At 55.1% G+C, this 22,179-nt stretch carries 19 protein-coding genes, 2 tRNA genes and 3 rRNA genes; 9 read left to right on the top strand and 15 right to left on the bottom strand.

What is annotated here, in order from left to right; translation table 11 throughout:
• Positions 1 to 10: 10 nt before the first annotated feature.
• Positions 11 to 961: a homoserine kinase gene (locus WG219_01115; protein WXL26117.1), complete on the top strand. Its 951-nt coding sequence runs from the start codon at positions 11 to 13 to the stop codon at positions 959 to 961.
• On the opposite strand, the gene znuA is transcribed toward WG219_01115, so the two are convergent.
• Positions 958 to 1,935: a zinc ABC transporter substrate-binding protein ZnuA gene (gene znuA / locus WG219_01110; protein ID WXL26116.1), complete on the bottom strand. Its 978-nt coding sequence runs from the start codon at positions 1,933 to 1,935 to the stop codon at positions 958 to 960. The genes WG219_01115 and znuA overlap by 4 nt on opposite strands.
• A gap of 74 nt (positions 1,936 to 2,009) precedes the next feature.
• On the opposite strand from znuA, the gene WG219_01105 reads away from it, so the two are divergent.
• From WG219_01105 to WG219_01075, 7 genes are all read left to right on the top strand, one after another.
• Positions 2,010 to 2,495, top strand: a complete 486-nt coding sequence (locus WG219_01105) for a Fur family transcriptional regulator (GenBank protein ID WXL26115.1) — start codon at positions 2,010 to 2,012, stop codon at positions 2,493 to 2,495.
• Positions 2,492 to 3,298, top strand: coding sequence for a zinc ABC transporter ATP-binding protein ZnuC (znuC, locus tag WG219_01100; GenBank protein ID WXL26114.1), 807 nt, complete (start codon positions 2,492 to 2,494; stop codon positions 3,296 to 3,298). The genes WG219_01105 and znuC overlap by 4 nt, the downstream gene beginning before the upstream one ends.
• Positions 3,291 to 4,079 (top strand): zinc ABC transporter permease subunit ZnuB, encoded by a 789-nt coding sequence (gene znuB / locus WG219_01095; GenBank protein ID WXL26113.1) that lies wholly within the window; start codon positions 3,291 to 3,293, stop codon positions 4,077 to 4,079. Before znuC ends, znuB begins: the two co-directional genes overlap by 8 nt.
• A 69-nt stretch (positions 4,080 to 4,148) precedes the next feature.
• On the top strand, positions 4,149 to 4,781 hold the full coding sequence (locus WG219_01090; GenBank protein WXL26112.1) for a hypothetical protein: 633 nt from the start codon (positions 4,149 to 4,151) through the stop codon (positions 4,779 to 4,781).
• Between the two features lie 190 nt (positions 4,782 to 4,971).
• The gene (locus tag WG219_01085) at positions 4,972 to 5,979 is read left to right on the top strand and encodes a methionine ABC transporter ATP-binding protein (GenBank protein ID WXL26111.1); all 1,008 of its coding nucleotides are present in this window, start codon (positions 4,972 to 4,974) and stop codon (positions 5,977 to 5,979) included.
• Positions 5,979 to 6,656 (top strand): methionine ABC transporter permease, encoded by a 678-nt coding sequence (locus WG219_01080; GenBank protein WXL26110.1) that lies wholly within the window; start codon positions 5,979 to 5,981, stop codon positions 6,654 to 6,656. The genes WG219_01085 and WG219_01080 overlap by 1 nt, the downstream gene beginning before the upstream one ends.
• A gap of 41 nt (positions 6,657 to 6,697) precedes the next feature.
• Complete coding sequence (locus tag WG219_01075) at positions 6,698 to 7,468, top strand: MetQ/NlpA family ABC transporter substrate-binding protein (protein WXL26109.1); 771 nt, start codon at positions 6,698 to 6,700, stop codon at positions 7,466 to 7,468.
• A 522-nt stretch (positions 7,469 to 7,990) separates the two neighbouring features.
• Here WG219_01075 and rrf read toward each other — a convergent pair.
• From rrf to WG219_01025, 10 genes are all read right to left on the bottom strand, one after another.
• A 5S ribosomal RNA gene (gene rrf / locus WG219_01070) occupies positions 7,991 to 8,106 on the bottom strand.
• Between the two features lie 129 nt (positions 8,107 to 8,235).
• Positions 8,236 to 11,125, bottom strand: a 23S ribosomal RNA gene (locus WG219_01065).
• A gap of 233 nt (positions 11,126 to 11,358) precedes the next feature.
• Positions 11,359 to 11,434 (bottom strand) — tRNA-Ala (locus WG219_01060).
• Positions 11,435 to 11,464: 30 nt separating this feature from the next.
• Positions 11,465 to 11,541: transfer RNA gene (locus tag WG219_01055), tRNA-Ile, on the bottom strand.
• A gap of 65 nt (positions 11,542 to 11,606) precedes the next feature.
• Positions 11,607 to 13,141, bottom strand: a 16S ribosomal RNA gene (locus WG219_01050).
• The 16S, 23S and 5S rRNA genes sit together here with 2 tRNA genes alongside, the layout of an rRNA operon.
• A 403-nt stretch (positions 13,142 to 13,544) precedes the next feature.
• The gene (locus WG219_01045) at positions 13,545 to 14,180 is read right to left on the bottom strand and encodes an SCO family protein (protein ID WXL26108.1); all 636 of its coding nucleotides are present in this window, start codon (positions 14,178 to 14,180) and stop codon (positions 13,545 to 13,547) included.
• A 47-nt stretch (positions 14,181 to 14,227) separates the two neighbouring features.
• A complete protein-coding gene (gene cyoE, locus WG219_01040; GenBank protein WXL26107.1) occupies positions 14,228 to 15,121 on the bottom strand; it encodes a heme o synthase in 894 nt (297 codons plus the stop codon).
• Between the two features lie 12 nt (positions 15,122 to 15,133).
• Positions 15,134 to 16,183 carry a COX15/CtaA family protein gene (locus tag WG219_01035; protein WXL26106.1) on the bottom strand — a complete coding sequence of 350 codons (1,050 nt, stop codon included), beginning with the start codon at positions 16,181 to 16,183 and terminating at the stop codon, positions 15,134 to 15,136.
• Between the two features lie 31 nt (positions 16,184 to 16,214).
• Entirely contained in the window at positions 16,215 to 16,799 is a 585-nt protein-coding gene (locus tag WG219_01030; protein ID WXL26105.1) for a hypothetical protein, read from the bottom strand.
• Complete coding sequence (locus tag WG219_01025; protein ID WXL26104.1) at positions 16,774 to 17,538, bottom strand: SURF1 family protein; 765 nt, start codon at positions 17,536 to 17,538, stop codon at positions 16,774 to 16,776. The genes WG219_01030 and WG219_01025 overlap by 26 nt, the downstream gene beginning before the upstream one ends.
• Before the next feature lie 22 nt (positions 17,539 to 17,560).
• Between WG219_01025 and WG219_01020 the strand changes: the two genes are divergently transcribed.
• Positions 17,561 to 17,764: a twin transmembrane helix small protein gene (locus WG219_01020; GenBank protein WXL26103.1), complete on the top strand. Its 204-nt coding sequence runs from the start codon at positions 17,561 to 17,563 to the stop codon at positions 17,762 to 17,764.
• On the opposite strand, the gene WG219_01015 is transcribed toward WG219_01020, so the two are convergent.
• From WG219_01015 to coxB, 4 genes are read right to left on the bottom strand one after another with little or no spacing between them, the layout of a single operon-like run.
• Positions 17,765 to 18,661, bottom strand: a complete 897-nt coding sequence (locus WG219_01015) for a cytochrome c oxidase subunit 3 (GenBank protein ID WXL26102.1) — start codon at positions 18,659 to 18,661, stop codon at positions 17,765 to 17,767.
• A 27-nt stretch (positions 18,662 to 18,688) separates the two neighbouring features.
• Entirely contained in the window at positions 18,689 to 19,240 is a 552-nt protein-coding gene (locus WG219_01010) for a cytochrome c oxidase assembly protein (GenBank protein ID WXL26101.1), read from the bottom strand.
• A 12-nt stretch (positions 19,241 to 19,252) separates the two neighbouring features.
• Positions 19,253 to 20,854: a cytochrome c oxidase subunit I gene (gene ctaD / locus WG219_01005; GenBank protein WXL26100.1), complete on the bottom strand. Its 1,602-nt coding sequence runs from the start codon at positions 20,852 to 20,854 to the stop codon at positions 19,253 to 19,255.
• 4 nt (positions 20,855 to 20,858) lie between these two features.
• Positions 20,859 to 21,983, bottom strand: coding sequence for a cytochrome c oxidase subunit II (coxB, locus tag WG219_01000; protein WXL26099.1), 1,125 nt, complete (start codon positions 21,981 to 21,983; stop codon positions 20,859 to 20,861).
• Between the last annotated feature and the right edge of the window lie 196 nt (positions 21,984 to 22,179).

The following is a 22,179-nucleotide window of genomic DNA, read 5'->3' as shown; positions in this document are numbered from 1 at the left end:
CAGTTTTGCAATGTCGGTGTTTACCCCGCTTGAGCGCCCGGCGCTCGAAGCATTTCTCGCGCCCTACAATCTGGGTCGTTTGATCGACTTTCAGGGCATTGCCGCCGGGAGCGAGAACAGTAATTTTTTCGTCAGCCTGGAACAGGGTGAATTCGTCCTAACCCTGATTGAGCGGGGCCCCAGCGCCGACCTGCCGTTTTTTATAGAACTGCTGGATGTACTGCACACGGCTGGTTTACCGGTGCCTTACGCTTTGCGCACGTCAGATGGCGAAGCTCTGCGCAGCCTCGCAGGCAAACCGGCATTGCTACAACCGCGCCTAAGCGGCAAGCATGTGCAGAACCCGAACGCGCATCAGTGTCAGGAAGTGGGCAATTTGCTGGCCCGCATCCACTTGGCGACCCGAGAGCACCCACTTAAACGCCAGAGCGACCGCGATCTGGATTGGATGCTTGAAGAGGGCTCAAAACAAGCTAAACACCTATCAGGTGATCAGGCCTCATTGCTGCAAAACACTCTGCAAGAGATTCAAACGCATAAACAACGCTTGCTGGCACTGCCTCAAGCCAATTTGCATGCGGATCTGTTTCGCGATAACGCATTGTTCGACGGCAACCATCTGGCCGGAGTAATCGATTTCTATAACGCCTGCTCCGGACCGATGCTGTATGACCTAGCCATCGCGCTCAATGACTGGTGTTCCAACGCAGACGGCAGCCTGGACCATAAGCGCGCCGAAGCCCTGCTGGCTGCTTACGCCAGTCAGCGACCGTTCACCCCGGCGGAAACGCAGTTATGGCCAAGCATGCTGCGTATCGCCTGCGTGCGCTTCTGGCTATCACGCCTGATTGCAGCGCGATCTTTTGCCGGGCAGGAAGTATTAATTCACGATCCTGCCGAACTCGAACAGCGCCTGGCTCAACGCCAAAGCGTTGATTTGGCGCTGCCGCTCGCCTTTTAAAGCGAACCCAGGCACTCCGTCAGTCCGGTTGCGAGGTTCTCAAGCAGAGCCTCGTAACCGTTACTGTTTACAGGCAAATCCCCACCTAAAGCATCGAGTTCAGCCAACTTAACGGGCAACCCGGCACTCAATGTCTGCGCCAGACGCGGCCGCAACGGTGGCTCACTGAAAATACAGGCTGGCCCCGTCTTCTGCAGTCGCTCACGCATGGCCGCAACATGGCGGGCACCCGGCTGGACTTCAGCGAGCACACTAAATACACCAGTGTGTTTCAGGCCGTAGGCACTCTCAAAGTAATCATAGGCTTCGTGGAAGACAAAATACGGCTTGCCCGCTACGCCTTGCACCTGTGCCTTAATACGCTGATCCAATGCCGCCAGTCGTTGACCAAAGGCAGTCGCATTGGCTTGGTAGCGTGCAGCATTCTTTGGGTCAGCCTTGGCCAGGTCTGCCGCCATCCTGTCCGCAATAATCCGGGCGTTCGCAGGATGCAGCCATAGATGGGCGTCTAAACTGCCGGGGCGGTGATCATGGTCGTGCTCATCCGCTGCGGATTCATCCTGATCATGCCCTTCGTGGTCGTGGTCGTGGTCGTGGTCGTGGTCGTGGTCGTGGTCGTGGCCATCAGATTCCTCGCCAAAATGACGCAAGGTCAAACCTGATAAGGTCTGCACAGCCACATCGGATTTGCTGCGACCTTCCAGAACGCGGGGCAGAAAACCCTCCATGTCCGGGCCGATCCAGTACAAGAGATCGGCTTCACGCACACGCACAACATCCGACGGACGCAGGGCATAGTGATGTGGGGATGCCCCAGGAGGCAGCAGAACCTCAGGTTTACCCAGCTCATCCTGAACGGCGGCAGCGATCAACTGCAACGGCTTGATGCTGGTGAGAACCTGAACCTGCGCCTGCGCGCAAATACTGGAGACATAAGTGACGAAAAACAGGCTAGCAGCGGATAAAAGGCGCAAGGCGGCACACTCAAGGGTAACGGTACAGTAATATAATAACGTCTCCCTTAATTTTCGTCGTTGGCCAGATGACCATGAATCAAGCCCCTTTGGCTTCACGCCCCCATGACCACTCGCACTGCGTGCACCATGCGCTGACAGAAGCAGAGAACATCTGCGCCCGCCAGGGCCTGCGCCTGACCGCACTGCGCAAACGCGTGCTAGAGCTGGTCTGGCAAAGCCATAAGCCACTGGGTGCCTACGACATTCTCGCAGTACTGAGCGAAGAAGACGGCCGCCGTGCAGCACCGCCGACCGTTTATCGGGCACTGGACTTCCTTCTGGAGAACGGCTTGGTTCACCGCATCGCGTCGCTAAACGCTTTTGTCGGCTGTAGCCATCCCGAACATGCCCATCAAGGGCATTTCTTTATCTGCCGCGACTGTAATGCCGCCATCGAGCTGGAGAGTCCAGCGATCAGCGAAGCGATCAGCCTGTGCGCCGAAAACGTTGGCTTTGCCGTGGAAAGCCAGACGGTAGAAGTTGTCGGCCAGTGTTCAGGCTGCCGGGGTTCAGCATGAGTGAACCGCTGATCAGCCTTGATCGAGTGGGTGTGACACTCTCAGGGCAGAACGTGCTGCAAGATGTCGAACTGAAGGTAAAACCCGGCGAGATCGTCACCCTGATCGGCCCTAACGGCGCCGGTAAAACCACCTTGGTACGCGCCGTTCTCGGTCTGCTCAAAGCCACCACGGGTAGCGTCTGGCGCAAACCGAAACTGCGCATCGGTTACATGCCGCAAAAACTCCACGTAGACCCGACTCTGCCACTCTCTGTACTGCGATTCCTGCGTTTAGTACCTGGCGCCAATCGCGCCAACATTGAAGCAGCCCTTAACGAAGTAGGCGCGGCCCATATTATCGACAGCCCACTGCAAAGTGTTTCCGGCGGAGAGCTGCAGCGCGTATTGCTGGCTCGCGCCCTGCTCCGTAAGCCGGAGCTGCTGGTACTGGATGAACCGGTTCAGGGCGTTGACGTGGCTGGTCAGGCCGAGCTGTACCGGTTGATCACCCAACTGCGTGACCGTTATGGCTGCGGCGTCTTGATGGTGTCCCACGATCTGCACCTGGTGATGAGCACAACCGACCAAGTGGTTTGCCTCAACCGCCATGTTTGCTGCTCAGGCCATCCCGAGCAGGTCAGTTTCGATCCAGCCTTCGTCGAACTCTTCGGACAAGATGCCAAGAGCCTGGCCATCTACACCCATCACCACGACCATGAGCATGACAGCCATGGCGCCGTGGTAAGCCCCGAGAAACCCGGCATGGTTATCAAGGGCCTGGTAAAACCACATATTCACGGAGATGGCTGTAACCATGCCTGATTTTCTCCTCAATGCGCTGTTCGCAGGATTGGCATTGGCACTTGTTGCGGGCCCCCTGGGCTCCTTTGTCGTTTGGCGGCGCATGGCTTACTTTGGCGACACCTTGTCCCACGCTGCCCTACTTGGCGTTGCCCTGGGACTGATGCTGGACGTCAGCCCAATGCTGGCAGTAACCGTCGGCTGCGTACTGCTGGCAGCGCTACTGGTCACCGTGCAAAGTCGCCAACCACTGGCCTCCGATACCTTGCTGGGTATTCTGGCCCACAGCACCCTGTCCCTAGGCTTGGTAGCCCTGAGCTTTATGCAAGATGTTCGCATCGACCTGATGAGCTATCTGTTTGGCGATCTGCTGGCCGTCAGCCCAACCGATCTGGCCTGGATCCTTGGCGGCAGTGCCCTGGTGCTGCTGGTCATTAGCTTGATGTGGCGACACTTGTTGGCCATCACCGTGCACGAAGAACTGGCCAAAGTTGAAGGGCTTCCGGTTGCAGCCATCCGCCTCGGGCTGATGCTGCTGATTGCAGTCGTGATTGCCGTGGCCATGAAAATCGTCGGCGTACTGCTGATCACATCACTGCTGATCATCCCCGCCGCCGCAGCACAACGGCATGCCCGAACGCCCGAACAGATGGCCCTTGGAGCGAGCTTACTGGGCATCGTTGCGGTCTGCGGAGGACTGAGTCTGTCCTGGTTCAAAGACACCCCGGCGGGCCCCTCGATCGTTGTCACTGCTGCGGCACTGTTCCTGTTGAGTTTTGCCCTGCCCAAACGTAATGCCTGAGTGATTTGGTGTAGTTAGTCTGGGCGGTGTAAACTTGCACGTTTTTTGAACAATTCGAGACGCGCCGCCATGAATTCGTTGGTTTTACGGGGCATTTGTTTATTTGCAGTATCGCTTCTTGCCGCATGCCAGAGCGCCCCGCAGTCGACAGAGCCCGCCCGTGAAGACCTTTCCCATGCGCTCCAGCAGTTCGAGCACACCTTGGAGAAAGGCGATCTCGACAGTGCCGAGAAGCAGCTCAGAGCGCTGCAAGAAGGCGCCAACAATAAAGCTGAACTGGAGCAGTACCAGCGTCTGCTAGCAGACGCCTACCTGCAGCTGGGCCAGCAAGCCTTGCAAAAGGGTGACGTAAATACCGCCACCAGCGCCCTAAGCCGCGCCCGCAGCTTGCTGCCTAAGGCTCCAGCGCTGACCAGCGGAATTAACCAGGCCATTGCCCAAGCCAACAGTATTGTCATCGACTTGCCGGAACTGAGTGATGATGACCGGTTGGGCAAAACCCTCGATGGTGTTGCTAGTGAAGTCGTCAAATCACAACGCATGGTGCGCATTGAGGTTCGTCAAAGCGGAGATGCCGCGATACTGACTGCTCAACTCGACAGTCGCATCAAACAGCTGGAGCCGAACTTCAAGGTGCTCTACAGCGTAGAGGTCGACCCACAGCAAAATATTCCGCGCCTGATTCTTCTGCCGCGGCATTGACTCAGCAACTAGCACACCTGGCGCGGTCAGCGGCTAGGCTGAAGAACAAATGAACTGGCTGGCGGTCTTCATCAGGCGATTTAGCTATAACCATAGGCCTACAAAGATTTTTGCGGCCTAAGAAGTGCTGGGTAGACTAGCGACCACTTGTGCCTACCCGGCGAATTCAAGAACCCAAAAGGTTTAATCAGTGATCAACTTCCATCAGGTCCATAAGGCATACAGAGTCAATGGACAGGACATCCCCGCTTTGCAGCCCAGCGATCTACAAATTGCCCGCGGCGAGGTATTTGGCATCATCGGTCATTCTGGTGCAGGTAAAAGCACCTTGTTGCGCCTGATCAACCGTCTGGAAGAACCGTCAGGCGGACGCATCGACATTGATGGTGAAAACGTCACCGCACTGGACGCTGACGGCTTGCGCGAGCTTCGTCAGCAAATCGGTATGATCTTCCAGCACTTCAACCTGCTTTCCTCCAAAACCGTTGCCGACAACGTAGCTTTGCCTCTGAAACTGGCAGGTAAGCTCTCACGCAGCGAAATCGATCAGCGCGTAGCCAAGCTGCTGAACAGGGTTGGATTAAGTGACCATGCCCGCAAGTACCCCGCACAGTTGTCCGGCGGACAGAAGCAGCGCGTCGGCATCGCCCGCGCTCTGGCTACTGAGCCAAAGATCCTGCTGTGTGATGAAGCCACCAGCGCACTCGACCCACAGACCACCGCCTCAGTGCTGCAACTACTGGCCGAAATCAACCGCGAACTGAATCTGACTATTGTCCTGATCACCCACGAGATGGATGTTATCCGACGAGTCTGTGACCGTGTCGCAGTCATGGATGCCGGAGTCATCGTCGAAATGGGCCCAGTGGCTCAGGTGTTCCTCCACCCACAACACCCGACCACCAAGCGTTTCGTGCAAGAAGCCGAGCATGTGGATGAAAACGACCAGCATGCTGACTTCAATAATGTCTCCGGCCGTATCCTGCGCCTGACCTTCCAGGGCGATGCCACTTACGCACCGCTGCTGGGCACAGTGGCCCGTGAGACAGGTGTCGACTACAGCATCCTTGCTGGACGTATCGACCGCATCAAAGACACCCCCTACGGCCAACTGACCCTGGCCCTGACTGGCGGCGATACCGACGCTGCCCTTGAGCGCTTTGCCGCCGCTGATGTGCATCTGGAGGTGCTGCGCTAATGGAAGCCTTACTGACTCAACTGCTGCCCAATGTCGATTGGGAAGAAATCGGTTACGCCAGCATTGATACCCTGAGCATGCTCGGCGGCTCCATGCTGTTTACCGTACTGCTCGGCCTGCCGCTTGGTGTGCTGCTGTTCCTCACCGGCCCGCGCCAGATGTTCGAACAGAAAGCCCTGTATGGCGTACTCTCGCTGATCGTGAATATTCTGCGCTCGGTACCGTTCGTGATTCTGCTAATCGTGATGATCCCCTTCACCGTGATCATCACCGGGACCTCCCTTGGGGTTGCAGGCGCCATACCGCCACTGGTGGTCGGTGCAACGCCCTTCTTCGCACGACTGGTAGAAACTGCTCTGCGTGAAGTGGATCGCGGCATTATCGAAGCCACCCAGGCGATGGGAGCGACTACTCGCCAGATCGTCACCAATGCCCTGCTGCCTGAAGCCCTTCCCGGGATCATTGCAGCCATTACCGTCACAGCCATTACTCTGGTTTCTTGCACCGCCATGAGTGGCTTGATTGGAGGCGGCGGACTGGGCGACCTAGCAGTACGTTATGGCTACCAACGTTACCAACCCGACGTAATGGCTGTAACAGTGATCCTCTTGCTGGTTCTTGTGCAGATTCTGCAAACGACCGGCGACAAACTCGTCGTGCATTTTTCGAGAAAATAGGGCGGCACACCGTCGCCAATAAATCCAACAAGGAGTGCGTCATGAAAAAACTGATCGCTGCATTTGCTGCACTGGCTGCTTTCTCTGCCCAGGCTGAAAGCCTGAGCGTTGCTGCCACCGCCGTCCCTCACGCTGAAATCCTCGAATTCGTAAAGCCGACCCTGGCTAAAGAAGGCGTGGAGCTGGAGATCAAAGTCTTCACCGACTACGTACAACCTAACGTGCAGGTTGCCGAGAAACGCCTGGATGCTAACTTCTTCCAGCATCAGCCATACTTGGACGAGTTCAACAAGGGCCGCAAGACTGATCTGGTTAGCGTTGCCAGCGTTCACGTAGAGCCATTTGGTGCCTACTCCAGCAAAATCAAAACCCTGAAGGACCTGCCTGAAGGCGCCAACGTAGCAATCCCGAACGACGCTACCAACGGCGGCCGTGCCCTTCTGCTGCTGCAAAAAGCCGGAGTCATCACCCTGAAGCCCGAAGCTGGCATCCTCGCTACGCCAAAAGACATCGTGGAAAACCCCAAGAACATCAAAGTACGTGAGCTGGAAGCTGCAACACTGCCACGCGTACTGACTCAGGTCGACCTGGCTCTGATCAACACCAACTACGCGCTGGAAGCTAAACTGAACCCAACCAAGGATGCCCTGGCTATCGAAGGCAGCGAATCGCCGTACGCCAACATTCTGGTAACTCGCAGCGATAACAAAGACAGCGATGCCGTTCAGAAGCTGGCTAAAGCCCTGCACAGCGATGATGTAAAAGCCTTTATCAACGACAAGTACAAAGGCGCTGTAGTGCCTGCGTTCTAAGCGTTAAGCAGTACAAACAAACCCCGCCTTGTGCGGGGTTTGTTTTTTTTAGAATCTGTATTTCTGCATGCTGCCAAGAGGGCAGACTGGTGATACTGCTGGCTTGTCCGCCGACGCAACTTACCGCTAACAAAAGCCACTACCGACTGACCTGAGCACCGCCCTTAGACCACCAAAACAGCTAGCACCTGAAGCGCCATGGATGCCCCGGTACCTCGGCCCAAACAGCGCACTTAAATGATGCGACTGCTGCTCACAGAGTGCTAAAACCAGCCTCCCCGTTTTCCTTGCAGAAGAACAGCTCCAAGCTGCATCGAAAGAGCCGAGGATAAGTCGCATACCAGCAGTCGTTCACCCTCGCAGCACCTGTACGCCCTCATGCAACGGACTAGGTTCGGCACATAGCCTGCAGAACATAGCCAGAAACTACGCACAGGAGGCGAGAAGCCTAGGGCGAGAAACATTTTCGCGGCCAAAGTAAAACCCCCGATCAGTTGCCTGATCGGGGGTTTCGGTATAGGTGCTTGACGATGACCTACTCTCACATGGAGAAACTCCACACTACCATCGGCGATGCATCGTTTCACTTCTGAGTTCGGGATGGGATCAGGTGGTTCCAATGCTCTATGGTCGTCAAGCGATTCAGCTGGGATATCGCGGTTAAGGCGCTATCCCGAATTGGGTATGTGATTGCTTTGTAGTTTCTGCAAATTTTCGGATTGTTGTCGACTTCAACCGTCTGACACCACAAATTGTTTGGGTGTTATATGGTCAAGCCTCACGGGCAATTAGTACTGGTTAGCTCAACGCCTCACAACGCTTACACACCCAGCCTATCAACGTCGTAGTCTTCGACGGCCCTTTAGGGAGCTCAAGGCTCCAGTGAGATCTCATCTTGAGGCAAGTTTCCCGCTTAGATGCTTTCAGCGGTTATCTCTTCCGAACATAGCTACCCGGCAATGCCACTGGCGTGACAACCGGAACACCAGAGGTTCGTCCACTCCGGTCCTCTCGTACTAGGAGCAGCCCCTCTCAAATCTCAAACGTCCACGGCAGATAGGGACCGAACTGTCTCACGACGTTCTAAACCCAGCTCGCGTACCACTTTAAATGGCGAACAGCCATACCCTTGGGACCGGCTTCAGCCCCAGGATGTGATGAGCCGACATCGAGGTGCCAAACACCGCCGTCGATATGAACTCTTGGGCGGTATCAGCCTGTTATCCCCGGAGTACCTTTTATCCGTTGAGCGATGGCCCTTCCATACAGAACCACCGGATCACTAAGACCTACTTTCGTACCTGCTCGACGTGTCTGTCTCGCAGTCAAGCGCGCTTTTGCCTTTATACTCTACGACCGATTTCCGACCGGTCTGAGCGCACCTTCGTACTCCTCCGTTACTCTTTGGGAGGAGACCGCCCCAGTCAAACTACCCACCATACACTGTCCTCGATCCGGATAACGGACCAGAGTTAGAACCTCAAGGTTACCAGGGTGGTATTTCAAGGATGGCTCCACGCGAACTGGCGTCCACGCTTCAAAGCCTCCCACCTATCCTACACAAGTAAACTCAAAGTCCAGTGCAAAGCTATAGTAAAGGTTCACGGGGTCTTTCCGTCTAGCCGCGGATACACTGCATCTTCACAGCGATTTCAATTTCACTGAGTCTCGGGTGGAGACAGCGCCGCCATCGTTACGCCATTCGTGCAGGTCGGAACTTACCCGACAAGGAATTTCGCTACCTTAGGACCGTTATAGTTACGGCCGCCGTTTACCGGGGCTTCGATCAAGAGCTTCGCTTGCGCTAACCCCATCAATTAACCTTCCGGCACCGGGCAGGCGTCACACCCTATACGTCCACTTTCGTGTTTGCAGAGTGCTGTGTTTTTAATAAACAGTCGCAGCGGCCTGGTATCTTCGACCGGCGTGGGCTTACGTAGTAAATACTTCACCCTCACCGGCGCACCTTCTCCCGAAGTTACGGTGCCATTTTGCCTAGTTCCTTCACCCGAGTTCTCTCAAGCGCCTTGGTATTCTCTACCTAACCACCTGTGTCGGTTTGGGGTACGGTTCCTAATTACCTGAAGCTTAGAAGCTTTTCCTGGAAGCATGGCATCAACCACTTCGTCATCTAAAAGATAACTCGTCATCAGTTCTCGGCCTTGAACGCCCGGATTTACCTAAGCATTCAGCCTACAACCTTAAACACGGACAACCAACGCCGTGCTGGCCTAGCCTTCTCCGTCCCTCCATCGCAGTAATTAGAAGTACGGGAATATTAACCCGTTTCCCATCGACTACGCATTTCTGCCTCGCCTTAGGGGCCGACTCACCCTGCGTCGATTAACGTTGCGCAGGAAACCTTGGTCTTTCGGCGTGCGAGTTTTTCACTCGCATTGTCGTTACTCATGTCAGCATTCGCACTTCTGATACCTCCAGCAAGCTTCTCAACTCACCTTCACAGGCTTACAGAACGCTCCTCTACCGCTCAACTTACGTTGAACCCGTAGCTTCGGTGTATGGTTTGAGCCCCGTTACATCTTCCGCGCAGGCCGACTCGACTAGTGAGCTATTACGCTTTCTTTAAAGGATGGCTGCTTCTAAGCCAACCTCCTAGCTGTCTAAGCCTTCCCACATCGTTTCCCACTTAACCATAACTTTGGGACCTTAGCTGACGGTCTGGGTTGTTTCCCTTTTCACGACGGACGTTAGCACCCGCCGTGTGTCTCCCGTGCTGACACTTGCTGGTATTCGGAGTTTGCATCGGTTTGGTAAGTCGGGATGACCCCTAGCCGAAACAGTGCTCTACCCCCAGCAGTGATACACGAGGCGCTACCTAAATAGCTTTCGAGGAGAACCAGCTATCTCCGAGCTTGATTAGCCTTTCACTCCGATCCACAGGTCATCCGCTAACTTTTCAACGGTAGTCGGTTCGGTCCTCCAGTCAGTGTTACCTAACCTTCAACCTGCCCATGGATAGATCGCCCGGTTTCGGGTCTATACCCAGCGACTAAACGCCCTATTAAGACTCGCTTTCGCTACGCCTCCCCTATTCGGTTAAGCTTGCCACTGAATATAAGTCGCTGACCCATTATACAAAAGGTACGCAGTCACCTAACAAAGTAGGCTCCCACTGCTTGTACGCATACGGTTTCAGGTTCTATTTCACTCCCCTCTCCGGGGTTCTTTTCGCCTTTCCCTCACGGTACTGGTTCACTATCGGTCAGTCAGTAGTATTTAGCCTTGGAGGATGGTCCCCCCATATTCAGACAAAGTTTCTCGTGCTCCGTCCTACTCGATTTCATTGATAAGAGATTTTCGTATACGGGGCTATCACCCACTATGGCGGCACTTTCCAGAGCCTTCTACTAATCTCAAATCAACTTAAGGGCTAGTCCCCGTTCGCTCGCCACTACTAAGGGAATCTCGGTTGATTTCTTTTCCTCAGGGTACTTAGATGTTTCAGTTCCCCTGGTTCGCCTCTTACACCTATGTATTCAGTGCAAGATACTCAGCTTATGCTGAGTGGGTTCCCCCATTCAGAGATCTCCGGATCAAAGTCTGTTTGCCGACTCCCCGGAGCTTATCGCAGGCTACAACGTCTTTCATCGCCTCTGACTGCCAAGGCATCCACCGTATGCGCTTCTTCACTTGACCATATAACCCCAAGCAATCTGGTTACTGTCTCAAACGTGAAGACGACATTCGCCGAAAATTTGCAATTGAGAACTACAAATTTTACCTTGACCAGATTAATTACCAGTGAAAGTAATCAATCAGTCACTTCTATCACATACCCAAATTTTTAAAGAACGATTCTTCTAGTCAAAGACCAGAAATCAACATTTCATGCTAAGCATAAATGTTCATTTCTGAACTCTAGTAGAGAGTGGTGGAGCCAAGCGGGATCGAACCGCTGACCTCCTGCGTGCAAGGCAGGCGCTCTCCCAGCTGAGCTATGGCCCCAATGTCTTGAAGCCTGCGCCCCATGAACATTGGTGGGTCTGGGCAGATTCGAACTGCCGACCTCACCCTTATCAGGGGTGCGCTCTAACCAACTGAGCTACAGACCCAATCGTCTTCTGCAATGAATCAAGCAATTCGTGTGGGAGCTTATGAGAAAGCTGATGTCGTCGATTAAGGAGGTGATCCAGCCGCAGGTTCCCCTACGGCTACCTTGTTACGACTTCACCCCAGTCATGAATCACACCGTGGTAACCGTCCTCCCGAAGGTTAGACTAGCTACTTCTGGTGCAACCCACTCCCATGGTGTGACGGGCGGTGTGTACAAGGCCCGGGAACGTATTCACCGTGACATTCTGATTCACGATTACTAGCGATTCCGACTTCACGCAGTCGAGTTGCAGACTGCGATCCGGACTACGATCGGTTTTATGGGATTAGCTCCACCTCGCGGCTTGGCAACCCTTTGTACCGACCATTGTAGCACGTGTGTAGCCCTGGCCGTAAGGGCCATGATGACTTGACGTCATCCCCACCTTCCTCCGGTTTGTCACCGGCAGTCTCCTTAGAGTTCCCACCCGAGGTGCTGGTAACTAAGGACAAGGGTTGCGCTCGTTACGGGACTTAACCCAACATCTCACGACACGAGCTGACGACAGCCATGCAGCACCTGTGTCTGAGTTCCCGAAGGCACCAATCTATCTCTAGAAAGTTCTCAGCATGTCAAGGCCAGGTAAGGTTCTTCGCGTTGCTTCGAATTAAACCACATGCTCCACCGCTTGTGCGGGCCCCCGTCAATTCATTTGAGTTTTAACCTTGCGGCCGTACTCCCCAGGCGGTCAACTTAATGCGTTAGCTGCGCCACTAAAATCTCAAGGATTCCAACGGCTAGTTGACATCGTTTACGGCGTGGACTACCAGGGTATCTAATCCTGTTTGCTCCCCACGCTTTCGCACCTCAGTGTCAGTATCAGTCCAGGTAGTCGCCTTCGCCACTGGTGTTCCTTCCTATATCTACGCATTTCACCGCTACACAGGAAATTCCACTACCCTCTACCGTACTCTAGCTCGGCAGTTATGAAAGCAGTTCCCAGGTTGAGCCCGGGGCTTTCACTTCCATCTTACCGAACCACCTACGCGCGCTTTACGCCCAGTAATTCCGATTAACGCTTGCACCCTTCGTATTACCGCGGCTGCTGGCACGAAGTTAGCCGGTGCTTATTCTGTCGGTAACGTCAAAACAGCAAAGTATTAATTTACTGCCCTTCCTCCCAACTTAAAGTGCTTTACAATCCGAAGACCTTCTTCACACACGCGGCATGGCTGGATCAGGCTTTCGCCCATTGTCCAATATTCCCCACTGCTGCCTCCCGTAGGAGTCTGGACCGTGTCTCAGTTCCAGTGTGACTGATCATCCTCTCAGACCAGTTACGGATCGTAGCCTTGGTGAGCCATTACCTCACCAACTAGCTAATCCGACCTAGGCTCATCTAATGGCGCGAGGCCCGAAGGTCCCCGCTTTCTCCCGTAGGACGTATGCGGTATTAGCGTTCCTTTCGGAACGTTATCCCCCACCACCAGGCAGATTCCTAGGCATTACTCACCCGTCCGCCGCTAAATCCAGGAGCAAGCTCCCTTCATCCGCTCGACTTGCATGTGTTAGGCCTGCCGCCAGCGTTCAATCTGAGCCATGATCAAACTCTTCAGTTCAATACTGCTTGGGTTTTGAGAAAACCCTAAACTTGGCTCAGCAATCGCAAAAAACTCTCGAATTCACGAGTGTTACTTGTGATGCTGATAATCATTTGACTAACAGTCTTAACTCACAAGCACCCACACGAATTGCTTGATTCAGTTGTTAAAGAACGGTTGGTTAAGTCTTTCGTCTCAACCGAGGCGCGCATTCTACAGCAGCCTCTTTCTCTGTCAAGAGATTTGTGAAAATTTCTTTTCAACTTCAACCACTTGCGCTTTCGATCACTTTTCAGCATCTCGTCAGCGGGAGGCGAATAATACAGGGTTTAAATAGCCCGTCAAGGGGTATTCGCACCAATTCGGTTCACATGGAATGAAACGGCTAGATCCGTTCTGTATATGGAGGTGCAGCCCGGCGTCATGGCTCAGCGTTGAGCAGCCCCGGTAGTTGTGCTGCGAGCTTTTCATTATTGATAGGGGCACGGATAAAGCCCCGCTGACGCCCGTCCGGCCCCACCAATACCAAATTGCCGCTGTGGTCGACGGTGTAGTTTTCCTTGCTGGTATCAGCAGGGATAAAGGGGATGCTCACCGCATTGGCGAGTTTCTGGGTGTCGTCCAGAGAGCCGGTCAGGCCTGTAAAGCCTGCATCAAAGAACCCTAGGTATTTCTTCAGCTGCTCCGGTGAGTCCCTGGCCGGATCAACTGTTACCAGGATGGTTTGCAGCTGAGCCAAGGCTTCGGCTGGAAGTTGCCCCTGCAGCTGACGAACCTGAGCCAGAGTAGCCGGGCAGATGTCCGGGCAGAAGGTATAACCAAAGAACAATAAGCTCCATTTGCCCTTGAGCTGATCAAGCTGGACTGGCTGCCCATCCTGATTAGTCATGGTCAGAGCCGGCAGACTACGACTCTGAGGCAACAATACGATGCCTGCGTCCAGCAATGCAGTCGGGTCAGCCTGCCCTTTGCTATTCATTACCTTATTTACGGTAAGGCCCAGCACAAGGGCGACAATGGCGATAAGTACAAAAACGGTCGTCTGGGTTCGGCTCATGGCACCAACATGCATAGGGTTTTAATGGTTCTGCTGGCAACAACGCCTCAGAGGATCATGTAGTGATCAGCCAGCAGGGCGATAAACAGTAAAAAAAGATACCAGATGCTGTATTTGAAGGTCTTGATCGCAGCATGTGGTTTGCTGTCACGGTACAGCACCACTGCCCAATACACGAACCGTGCTCCCAGTATCAGAGCGCAGGCCAGGTACAACAGCCCGCTCATATGGATGGCGAATGGCAGCAGGGTCACGGCAAACATGACCAATGTATAAAGAAGGATGTGAACCTTGGTGTAATGCTCGCCATGAGTTACGGGCAGCATCGGGATATCCGCCTTCGCGTACTCCTCCTTGCGGTGAATCGCCAGCGCCCAGAAGTGCGGGGGCGTCCAGGCGAATATGATCAGCACCAGCAGCAAGGGTTCCGCACTGATATGCCCCGTCACCGCAACCCAGCCGAGCAGCGGCGGCGCAGCACCCGCCAAGCCGCCAATAACAATGTTCTGCGGCGTGGCTCTTTTCAGAAAACCGGTATAGAGCACCGCATAGCCCAGCAGTGAAGCCAGCGTCAGCCAAGCAGCCAGCTCATTGGTGAACGCCAGCAATACAGCCATGCCTGCTACAGCCAGCAGCATGGCAAAGCCCAATGCAACGGTTGGCGGTATACGTCCGGCAGTAACCGGACGCTTATGGGTGCGGGCCATGATTGAGTCGATACGGCGGTCAACGACATGGTTGACCGCCGCCGCAGCACCAGCACACAGGCCAATTCCCAGATTGCCAAAGACCAGTACCTGCCACGCCACACCGGCGCGGGTGGCGAGGAACATGCCCACCAGCGAGGTGATTAGCATGAGCACCACCACACGCGGCTTGGTCAGCTCCAGATAATCGCGCCAGCTTGCATGGCTTTCTTGTACACGCGCCAGAGTAGCCATCGGGATTCTCCTCTACAGGTGTGCCTGTTTGCCGACTACATGAACAAAGTCGGTCGCACTATCACGCGATGAAGCCGCAGCGGTCAGGCCGCGCAGCCGGTAGTTGATCAGCAGCAGTGTCAGCATCAATGCGGCACCACCGAGGTTATGGGCTACCGCGACCAGCAACGGCAGGTGCAACAGGACATTACTGATGCCCAGTCCGACCTGTATCGCCAGCGCCAGCAGTAGCAGAGCCGCCAACCGGGGAAGGCCGTAATGCTTAAGCCGCCAGGCCAGAACCAGCAACACCAGAGTGACAAGCAAAGCCCCCATACGATGGGTCATATGGATGGCTGTGCGGGCGTCGCTGTCCAGTTGCCCCCCAAGGTAATTAGGGCCGATGTGCTGAGTCAGGTGAAAACCGTTGGCGAAGTCCATATTCGGCCACCACTCGCCATGACAATAGGGCAGATCAACACAAGCTACTGCAGCGTAGTTGGCGCTGACCCAACCGCCTAACGCGATCTGCCCTATCACCAGTAACAACCCTGCTGCCGCCAAAGCCCGTAATGAGCTGGGTACAGCAGATAAAACTGGGAAACGCCCGGACAAACGCATGGTAAGCAGGAACAACAAACCCAATGTGGCGAAGCCTCCGAGCAGATGTGCGGTGACGACCTGCGGCCAGAGCTTCAGAGTCACTGTCCACATACCAAAAGCGGCTTGTAGGATCACCAACCCTAGAATCAGCAGTGGCAGTTTCACTGGCTGCGCAGGTTGATGGCGGGCTCGCAATGCCTGCCCAGCCAACCCGAGGATCACCAACCCCAATGCCCCGGCGAAGTAGCGGTGGATCATTTCGTACCAGCCCTTCGCCACTTCAACCGGTGCATCAGGGAAGCGTGCTTCAGCGAGCGTTTGTTTGTGCTCACTCATCGGTACGCCGAGAAATCCATAACAACCCGGCCAATCCGGACAACCCAACCCTGCGTGACTCAAACGCGTATAGGCACCGAGCAGCACCACGATCACGGCTAATAGCGTGGCAAAGAGGGCTAAGCGAAATCCGGGGTTGCTCATGGTCGCTCCTTGGCTGATCAACCAGCTCTTATCAACCGATCTGGGAGATTTTCAGCAAATGGCGTAGATCATCGAGAATCGATTTGCCTTTGCTTTGCGCGCCGTAACGCAAAACCAGATTGCCCATCGGATCGACAATCCACAGCTGCGGCTCCTGCACATCTGGGGCAGTCGTCCGGTACGCATCTTTATGCAATGAGTAGAGCCCAAGCTGCGGATACTCCCGCTGTAGCTGCGCTTCATAATCTGTCGGCAGTGCCTGCGACATTGCCAGGCCATGGGTGGCGCGACTGGCATCGCGGTTCAATCCGATATTGATCTGGCGGGCCAGATAGACCAGCTCTCGACAATCTTTCTCACAGGCCCCTGGCGCCGTTACCAGCAGCTGCCAACGCCCAGGCTCAACGCCCTCAATCCCTAACGCGCTCAGTGTCTGACCATTACCAATCAATACGCCGTGATAGTTGCGGGTTTCCGGGATCCAGAAACGCCCGTAGTACATGGCACTGGCTACCAACATTGGCGCAATCACGATGGCCACGATCAACAACAATTGCAGACGCCCTCGCCAACGCTGCGGCGACTGCTCTTCAGGCATGGTGATGGCTGGGTTCATTGCGATTCTCCCGGGCATTGAACAGTCCTAAATAGATGAACAGGCCGACTAGAGCCGCAGCCATGGCAAACCACTGCACGGCATAACCTGTATGTTTGTCTGGATTCATCGCCACCACAGGCCAGTCTGCCCGCAGAGCGGCAGGGCCAGGTTGCAGGCGCACCTCATAATTCAGCCCGCCACGGCCTAGCTGTTGCCAGAGCTTTTGCACCTCCACAGCGGTGATCAGGCGCGGCCACTCTCCCCCGGCCTCAGTCCCCTTTAGCTGCCAGTCCGACTCCAGCGGCACATACACCCAACCTTGCAGCTGCATCAGATCATCCGGGGTAGTGAATTGCGGGCTTGCTCGCCGATCCGGCCAAGGTAACCAGCCGCGATTAAGCAATACCCACAGGCCACTGAGCTGGTCGTAGAAAGGCTGCAACAGCTCAACACCGGCCTTGCCGTCACGGGTTCGGTTGTCCAGCAACAAGCTGTGGCGTGCATCAAAGAAACCTTGCAGGTGCACGCGCCGATAAGAAGGATCGGGCTCACGCTCCAACTCACTGATGGACACCGGGGCCGCCTGCTGGCGAGCCTCATTTATGGCCAACAGCTGGCGCTTTTCCTCAGCACGGGACAATTGCCAGAAGCCCAGCGCCAGCAGACATGGCAACAGCACCAGCAAGACAACAGTTGGCAGCACACCTGGACTAAAGGTGCGCCGACGTACGCTGTCTATACTGCTGGTTGTATTCATATCCCTTCCCCCGGAGTGCCCCATGCTCAAGGTCACTATCGTTCTACTCCTGCTGGCCACTCTAGTGAGTCTGTTCAGTGGCCTGGTCTTTCTGGTCAGGGACGAAGGTCGCAGCTCACGCCTAGTCAACACCCTGACTGTGCGCGTGAGCCTGACCGCATTGACCGTGGCGCTGATCGCCTGGGGTTTCTTCAGCGGTCAATTGGTCAGCCACGTCACCTGGTAATCACAACACGTATACAAAGACGAACAAGGCAATCCACACCACGTCGACAAAGTGCCAATACCACGCTGCTGCTTCGAAGCCGAAGTGCTGCTCCGGGGTGAAATGCCCGCGGATGATGCGAATCAACATGACAGTCAGGATCAGCGCCCCCAGCGTAACGTGCGCGCCGTGAAAGCCCGTGAGCATAAAGAAGGTGGCGCCGTAGATGCCCGAACCTAGGGTCAACCCCAATTCGTTGTAAGCATGGATGTACTCCTCGACCTGCAATACCAAAAATGCGGCACCCAGCAGAACGGTCAATGCCAGCCAAATGGTCAGGGGCTTGCGATGACCTTTACGCAGCGCATGGTGGGCGAAAGTCAGAGTCAAGCTGGAGGTGACCAGCAAAATGGTATTCACCAGCGGCAACCCCCAGGCGCCGATCACGCCGCTGGGCGCCGGATACAGTTTGGGGTCCGGCGTATTCAGCAGCGGCCAGGTGTACTCAAAGCTCGGCCACAGCATGTTGGCCACACCCTTGGCACCTTCCCCCCCCAACCAGGGACCGGCAAACGTCCGTATATAGAAGAGGGCCCCGAAGAAGGCCGCGAAAAACATCACCTCGGAGAAAATGAACCAGCTCATCCCCCAACGGAATGAGCGGTCCATCTGTGGGCTATACAGGCCAGCGCGACTCTCATTAATGACGTTACCGAACCAGCCAAACAGCATATAGGCGATAAATAGCGCACCGATGAAGAAGATCAACGGACCGTTGGATTCCTCTCGGCCTGCGCTCATGTCGTTAAACCAAGTGGCGACGCCAAACACCGTGATCAAAAGGCCCAAGCTGGCAATGATCGGCCACTTACTCTGGGCAGGGACGTAATAGTTTGCGTGGGTTTCAGGACTCGACATGGTTGTTCTCCTTATGGAGCCGCCCGGTTAAGGGGTCGTTTGTGCCACCGGCGGTTTACGCTCGGTGATATCGAACAAGGTGTAAGCCAGCGTCAGGTGACGCACGTCCTTGGGCAGGTCCTTATCCACAATGAAACGCACCGGCATTTCGATACGTTCACCGGCTTGCAGAACCTGCTGGGTAAAACAAAAACATTCGGTCTTGTGAAAAAAAGCAGCCGCAGTTGAAGGCGCAACACTGGGTATGGCCTGAGCACTCATCGGTTTGTCACTGGGGTTTCGGGCGATGAAGATCATTTCCGTGCTCTGCCCCGGATGTACCAGCACTTCATCTGCAACCGGATGAAACTCCCACATCATGTCCGCCGAATTGGTGGCAAGAAACTGCACCCGCACCTGACGCGACTCATCCACTACCGACTGTGAGGCTTGATAAGCGCCCGCTGTTTTGCCGTTGATACCAAAGGCCTGGCACATCACGTCGTAAATCGGCACCAGAGCAAAGCCAAAGCCAAACATCCCTAGCACCACCACAAGCAGGCGTATGACCAGACGACGATTAGACGTGGCTTCGCTCATGGCGATGCTCCCCTACTTCACATCTGGCGGCGTGCTGAAAGTGTGATACGGCGCAGGTGATGGCACCGTCCACTCCAAGCCATCTGCCCCATCCCAGGGTTTAGCAGGTGCTGGTTTACCGCCTCGGATGCATTTAATGACGATAAACAGGAACAGCAGCTGCGTTGCGCCGAACATGAATGCGCCGATGGAGGACACCATGTTGAAGTTGGCGAACATCAGGTTGTAATCCGGAATCCGCCGCGGCATACCGGCCAGGCCAACAAAGTGCATCGGGAAGAAGGCCAGGTTCATGCCGATAAAGCTCATCCAGAAATGCAGCTTAGCCAGCGTCTCGTCGTACATATGCCCCGTCCACTTCGGCAGCCAGTAATAGGCCGAGGCAAAGATGCCGAAGATAGCCCCCGGCACCAGCACATAGTGGAAGTGCGCCACCACAAAATAGGTGTCGTGGTACTGGAAGTCTGCCGGGGCAATCGCCAGCATCAGCCCGGAGAAACCACCGATGGTAAACAGCATGACGAAGGCCACCGAGAACAGCATCGGCGCCTCAAAGGTCATCGAGCCACGCCACATGGTGCTGGCCCAGTTGAACACCTTCACGCCGGTCGGCACGGCAATCATCATCGTGGCGTACATAAAGAACAGTTCGCCGGTCAGCGGAATGCCAACGGTGAACATGTGGTGCGCCCAGACAATAAAGGAGAGGAAGGCGATCGCACCGGTGGCATATACCATTGAGGTGTAACCAAACAGCGGTTTGCGAGAGAACGCCGGGATGATCGCACTAACCGCACCGAATGCGGGCAGGATCATGATGTACACTTCAGGATGCCCGAAGAACCAGAACACATGCTGGAACAACACCGGGTCACCACCACCGGCGGCACTGAAGAAGCTGGTGCCGAAGTGAATATCCATCAGCATCATGGTCACGCAGCCTGCCAGCACCGGCATCACGGCAATCAGCAGGAAGGCGGTGATCAGCCAGGTCCAGACGAACAGCGGCATCTTCATCATCGTCATGCCGGGTGCACGCAGGTTGAGGATGGTGGCGATGACGTTGATCGCGCCCATGATCGAGCTGATCCCCATCAGGTGAATCGCGAAGATAAAGAAGGTCACCGACTCCGGCGCATAAGTTGTGGATAACGGCGCATAGAAGGTCCAGCCAAAGTTCGGCCCGCCGCCCTCCATAAACAAGGTGCTGACCAACATGCCGAACGCGGCAGGCAGCAGCCAGAAGCTGAAGTTGTTCATACGCGGCAGAGCCATGTCCGGCGCGCCGATCATCAGCGGGATCATCCAGTTGGCCAGGCCGACAAACGCCGGCATCACCGCACCGAAGACCATAATCAGGCCGTGCATGGTGGTCATTTGGTTGAAGAACTCAGGCTGCACGATTTGCAGGCCGGGCTGAAACAGCTCGGCACGAATCACCATGGCCATGCTGCCGCCCAAGAGGAACATAGCGAAGCTGAACCACAGGTACATGGTGCCGATGTCTTTATGGTTAGTGGTCAGCACCCAGCGCATCAAACCTTTGGCCGGGCCATGATGGTGGTCATGTCCTGCATGACCATGCTCTTTATGAGAGTCGATCACTGCACTCATGTCCTTACTCCTGAGCCTGTTTGAACGCGAGGATTTCTTTCGGCGTGACCATGTCACCCACCGCATTGCCCCAGGCATTGCGTTCGTAGGTGATGATCGCGGCCAGGTCCACTTCAGAAAGCTGCTTACCAAACGCAGCCATCGCCGTGCCCTGTTTGCCGTTAAAGACGATTTCGATGTGCTCTGCAGCCGGGCCTTTTGCAATCGTCGAACCTTTGAGTGCAGGGAACATCGGCGGCAGACCTTCACCGTTAGCCTGGTGACAGGCTGCGCAGGTGGTGTTGTAGGCCTTCTCGCCACGGGCCATCAACTCTTCCAGCGTCCACTCCTTGCTGGTGAGTTCCTTCTCCGCAGCGGCTTTCTCTTTACGCTCCGCGAGCCAAGTGGCGTAGTCCTCTTTAGACTTCACCTCCACCACGACCGGCATAAATCCGTGATCCTTGCCGCACAATTCAGTGCACTGACCACGGTAGATTCCGGGCTCTTCCACACGGGTCCAAGACTCATTAATGAACCCTGGAATGGCATCTTTTTTCACCGCCAGCGCCGGAACCCACCATGAATGAATTACGTCCGCAGCGGTAATAAGGAAGCGAACCTTGGCGCCTGCTGGCACAACCAATGGCTCATCGACTTCTAATAAGTAGTGCTCGCCCTTCTCGACCTTGTTAGTGATCTGATCTTTGGGCGTCGTCAGGTTGCTGAAGAACTCAACATCCTCACCTAGGTATTTGTAATGCCATTTCCACTGGTAACCAGTGATCTGGATATCCAAATCAGACTCGCTGGTGTCGTAGATGTCTATCAGCGTCTTGGTAGCGGGTATCGCCATCAGCACCAAGATAAGCAGCGGGATCACGGTCCAGAGAATTTCGACCGTTGTGCTCTCGTGAAAGTGGGCCGGCTCTTGCCCTACAGAGCGGCGATGGACAAGCATCGACCAGAACATCGCACCAAATACGATGACGCCGATGACGACGCATATCCAGAAGATGGTCATGTGCAGATCGAAGACGGAGCGGCTTACCTCAGTGGCACCCGGCGTCATATTGACGCCCCAGCCGGCGTGCGCCGGGCTGAATACCAATAACAACAGGAAGCCCATCCAAACACGTGGATGTCGCATCATTTGCGGGTTCCCCTACATTGTTCTTGTTATCCCGCGAACCAACCATCTGCCAGCTCATCGCTTCCGCACAGGCAACGTAATGTGCGATGAACACCAGCGCCGACGCTGATTCGGAGTATTCAGGTACTGCCTTTCGATAAGGAGTATAGACAGGGTCTTTCGCCTCGCCACTTAAGGTAAAAATCTGTGACGCATG

This window comes from Pseudomonas mendocina (assembly GCA_037482215.1).
Lineage (GTDB): Bacteria > Pseudomonadota > Gammaproteobacteria > Pseudomonadales > Pseudomonadaceae > Aquipseudomonas > Aquipseudomonas mendocina_E.
This window is presented reverse-complemented; position numbering and strand designations above follow the sequence as displayed.

Excerpts from the sequence above, each read along its gene's own strand:
- znuC (WXL26114.1), top strand. The coding sequence starts at position 2,492 with ATGAGTGAACCGCTGATCAGCCTTGATCGAGTGGGTGTGACACTCTCA.
- WG219_01045 (WXL26108.1), bottom strand. The coding sequence starts at position 14,180 with ATGAGCCGAACCCAGACGACCGTTTTTGTACTTATCGCCATTGTCGCC.
- WG219_01025 (WXL26104.1), bottom strand. The coding sequence starts at position 17,538 with ATGAATACAACCAGCAGTATAGACAGCGTACGTCGGCGCACCTTTAGT.
- coxB (WXL26099.1), bottom strand. The coding sequence starts at position 21,983 with ATGATGCGACATCCACGTGTTTGGATGGGCTTCCTGTTGTTATTGGTA.
- WG219_01030 (WXL26105.1), bottom strand. The coding sequence starts at position 16,799 with ATGAACCCAGCCATCACCATGCCTGAAGAGCAGTCGCCGCAGCGTTGG.
- WG219_01010 (WXL26101.1), bottom strand. The coding sequence starts at position 19,240 with ATGAGCGAAGCCACGTCTAATCGTCGTCTGGTCATACGCCTGCTTGTG.
- WG219_01020 (WXL26103.1), top strand. The coding sequence starts at position 17,561 with ATGCTCAAGGTCACTATCGTTCTACTCCTGCTGGCCACTCTAGTGAGT.
- WG219_01075 (WXL26109.1), top strand. The coding sequence starts at position 6,698 with ATGAAAAAACTGATCGCTGCATTTGCTGCACTGGCTGCTTTCTCTGCC.
- WG219_01090 (WXL26112.1), top strand. The coding sequence starts at position 4,149 with ATGAATTCGTTGGTTTTACGGGGCATTTGTTTATTTGCAGTATCGCTT.
- cyoE (WXL26107.1), bottom strand. The coding sequence starts at position 15,121 with ATGGCTACTCTGGCGCGTGTACAAGAAAGCCATGCAAGCTGGCGCGAT.
- WG219_01015 (WXL26102.1), bottom strand. The coding sequence starts at position 18,661 with ATGTCGAGTCCTGAAACCCACGCAAACTATTACGTCCCTGCCCAGAGT.
- WG219_01080 (WXL26110.1), top strand. The coding sequence starts at position 5,979 with ATGGAAGCCTTACTGACTCAACTGCTGCCCAATGTCGATTGGGAAGAA.
- WG219_01115 (WXL26117.1), top strand. The coding sequence starts at position 11 with ATGTCGGTGTTTACCCCGCTTGAGCGCCCGGCGCTCGAAGCATTTCTC.
- WG219_01035 (WXL26106.1), bottom strand. The coding sequence starts at position 16,183 with ATGAGCAACCCCGGATTTCGCTTAGCCCTCTTTGCCACGCTATTAGCC.
- znuB (WXL26113.1), top strand. The coding sequence starts at position 3,291 with ATGCCTGATTTTCTCCTCAATGCGCTGTTCGCAGGATTGGCATTGGCA.
- ctaD (WXL26100.1), bottom strand. The coding sequence starts at position 20,854 with ATGAGTGCAGTGATCGACTCTCATAAAGAGCATGGTCATGCAGGACAT.
- WG219_01105 (WXL26115.1), top strand. The coding sequence starts at position 2,010 with ATGAATCAAGCCCCTTTGGCTTCACGCCCCCATGACCACTCGCACTGC.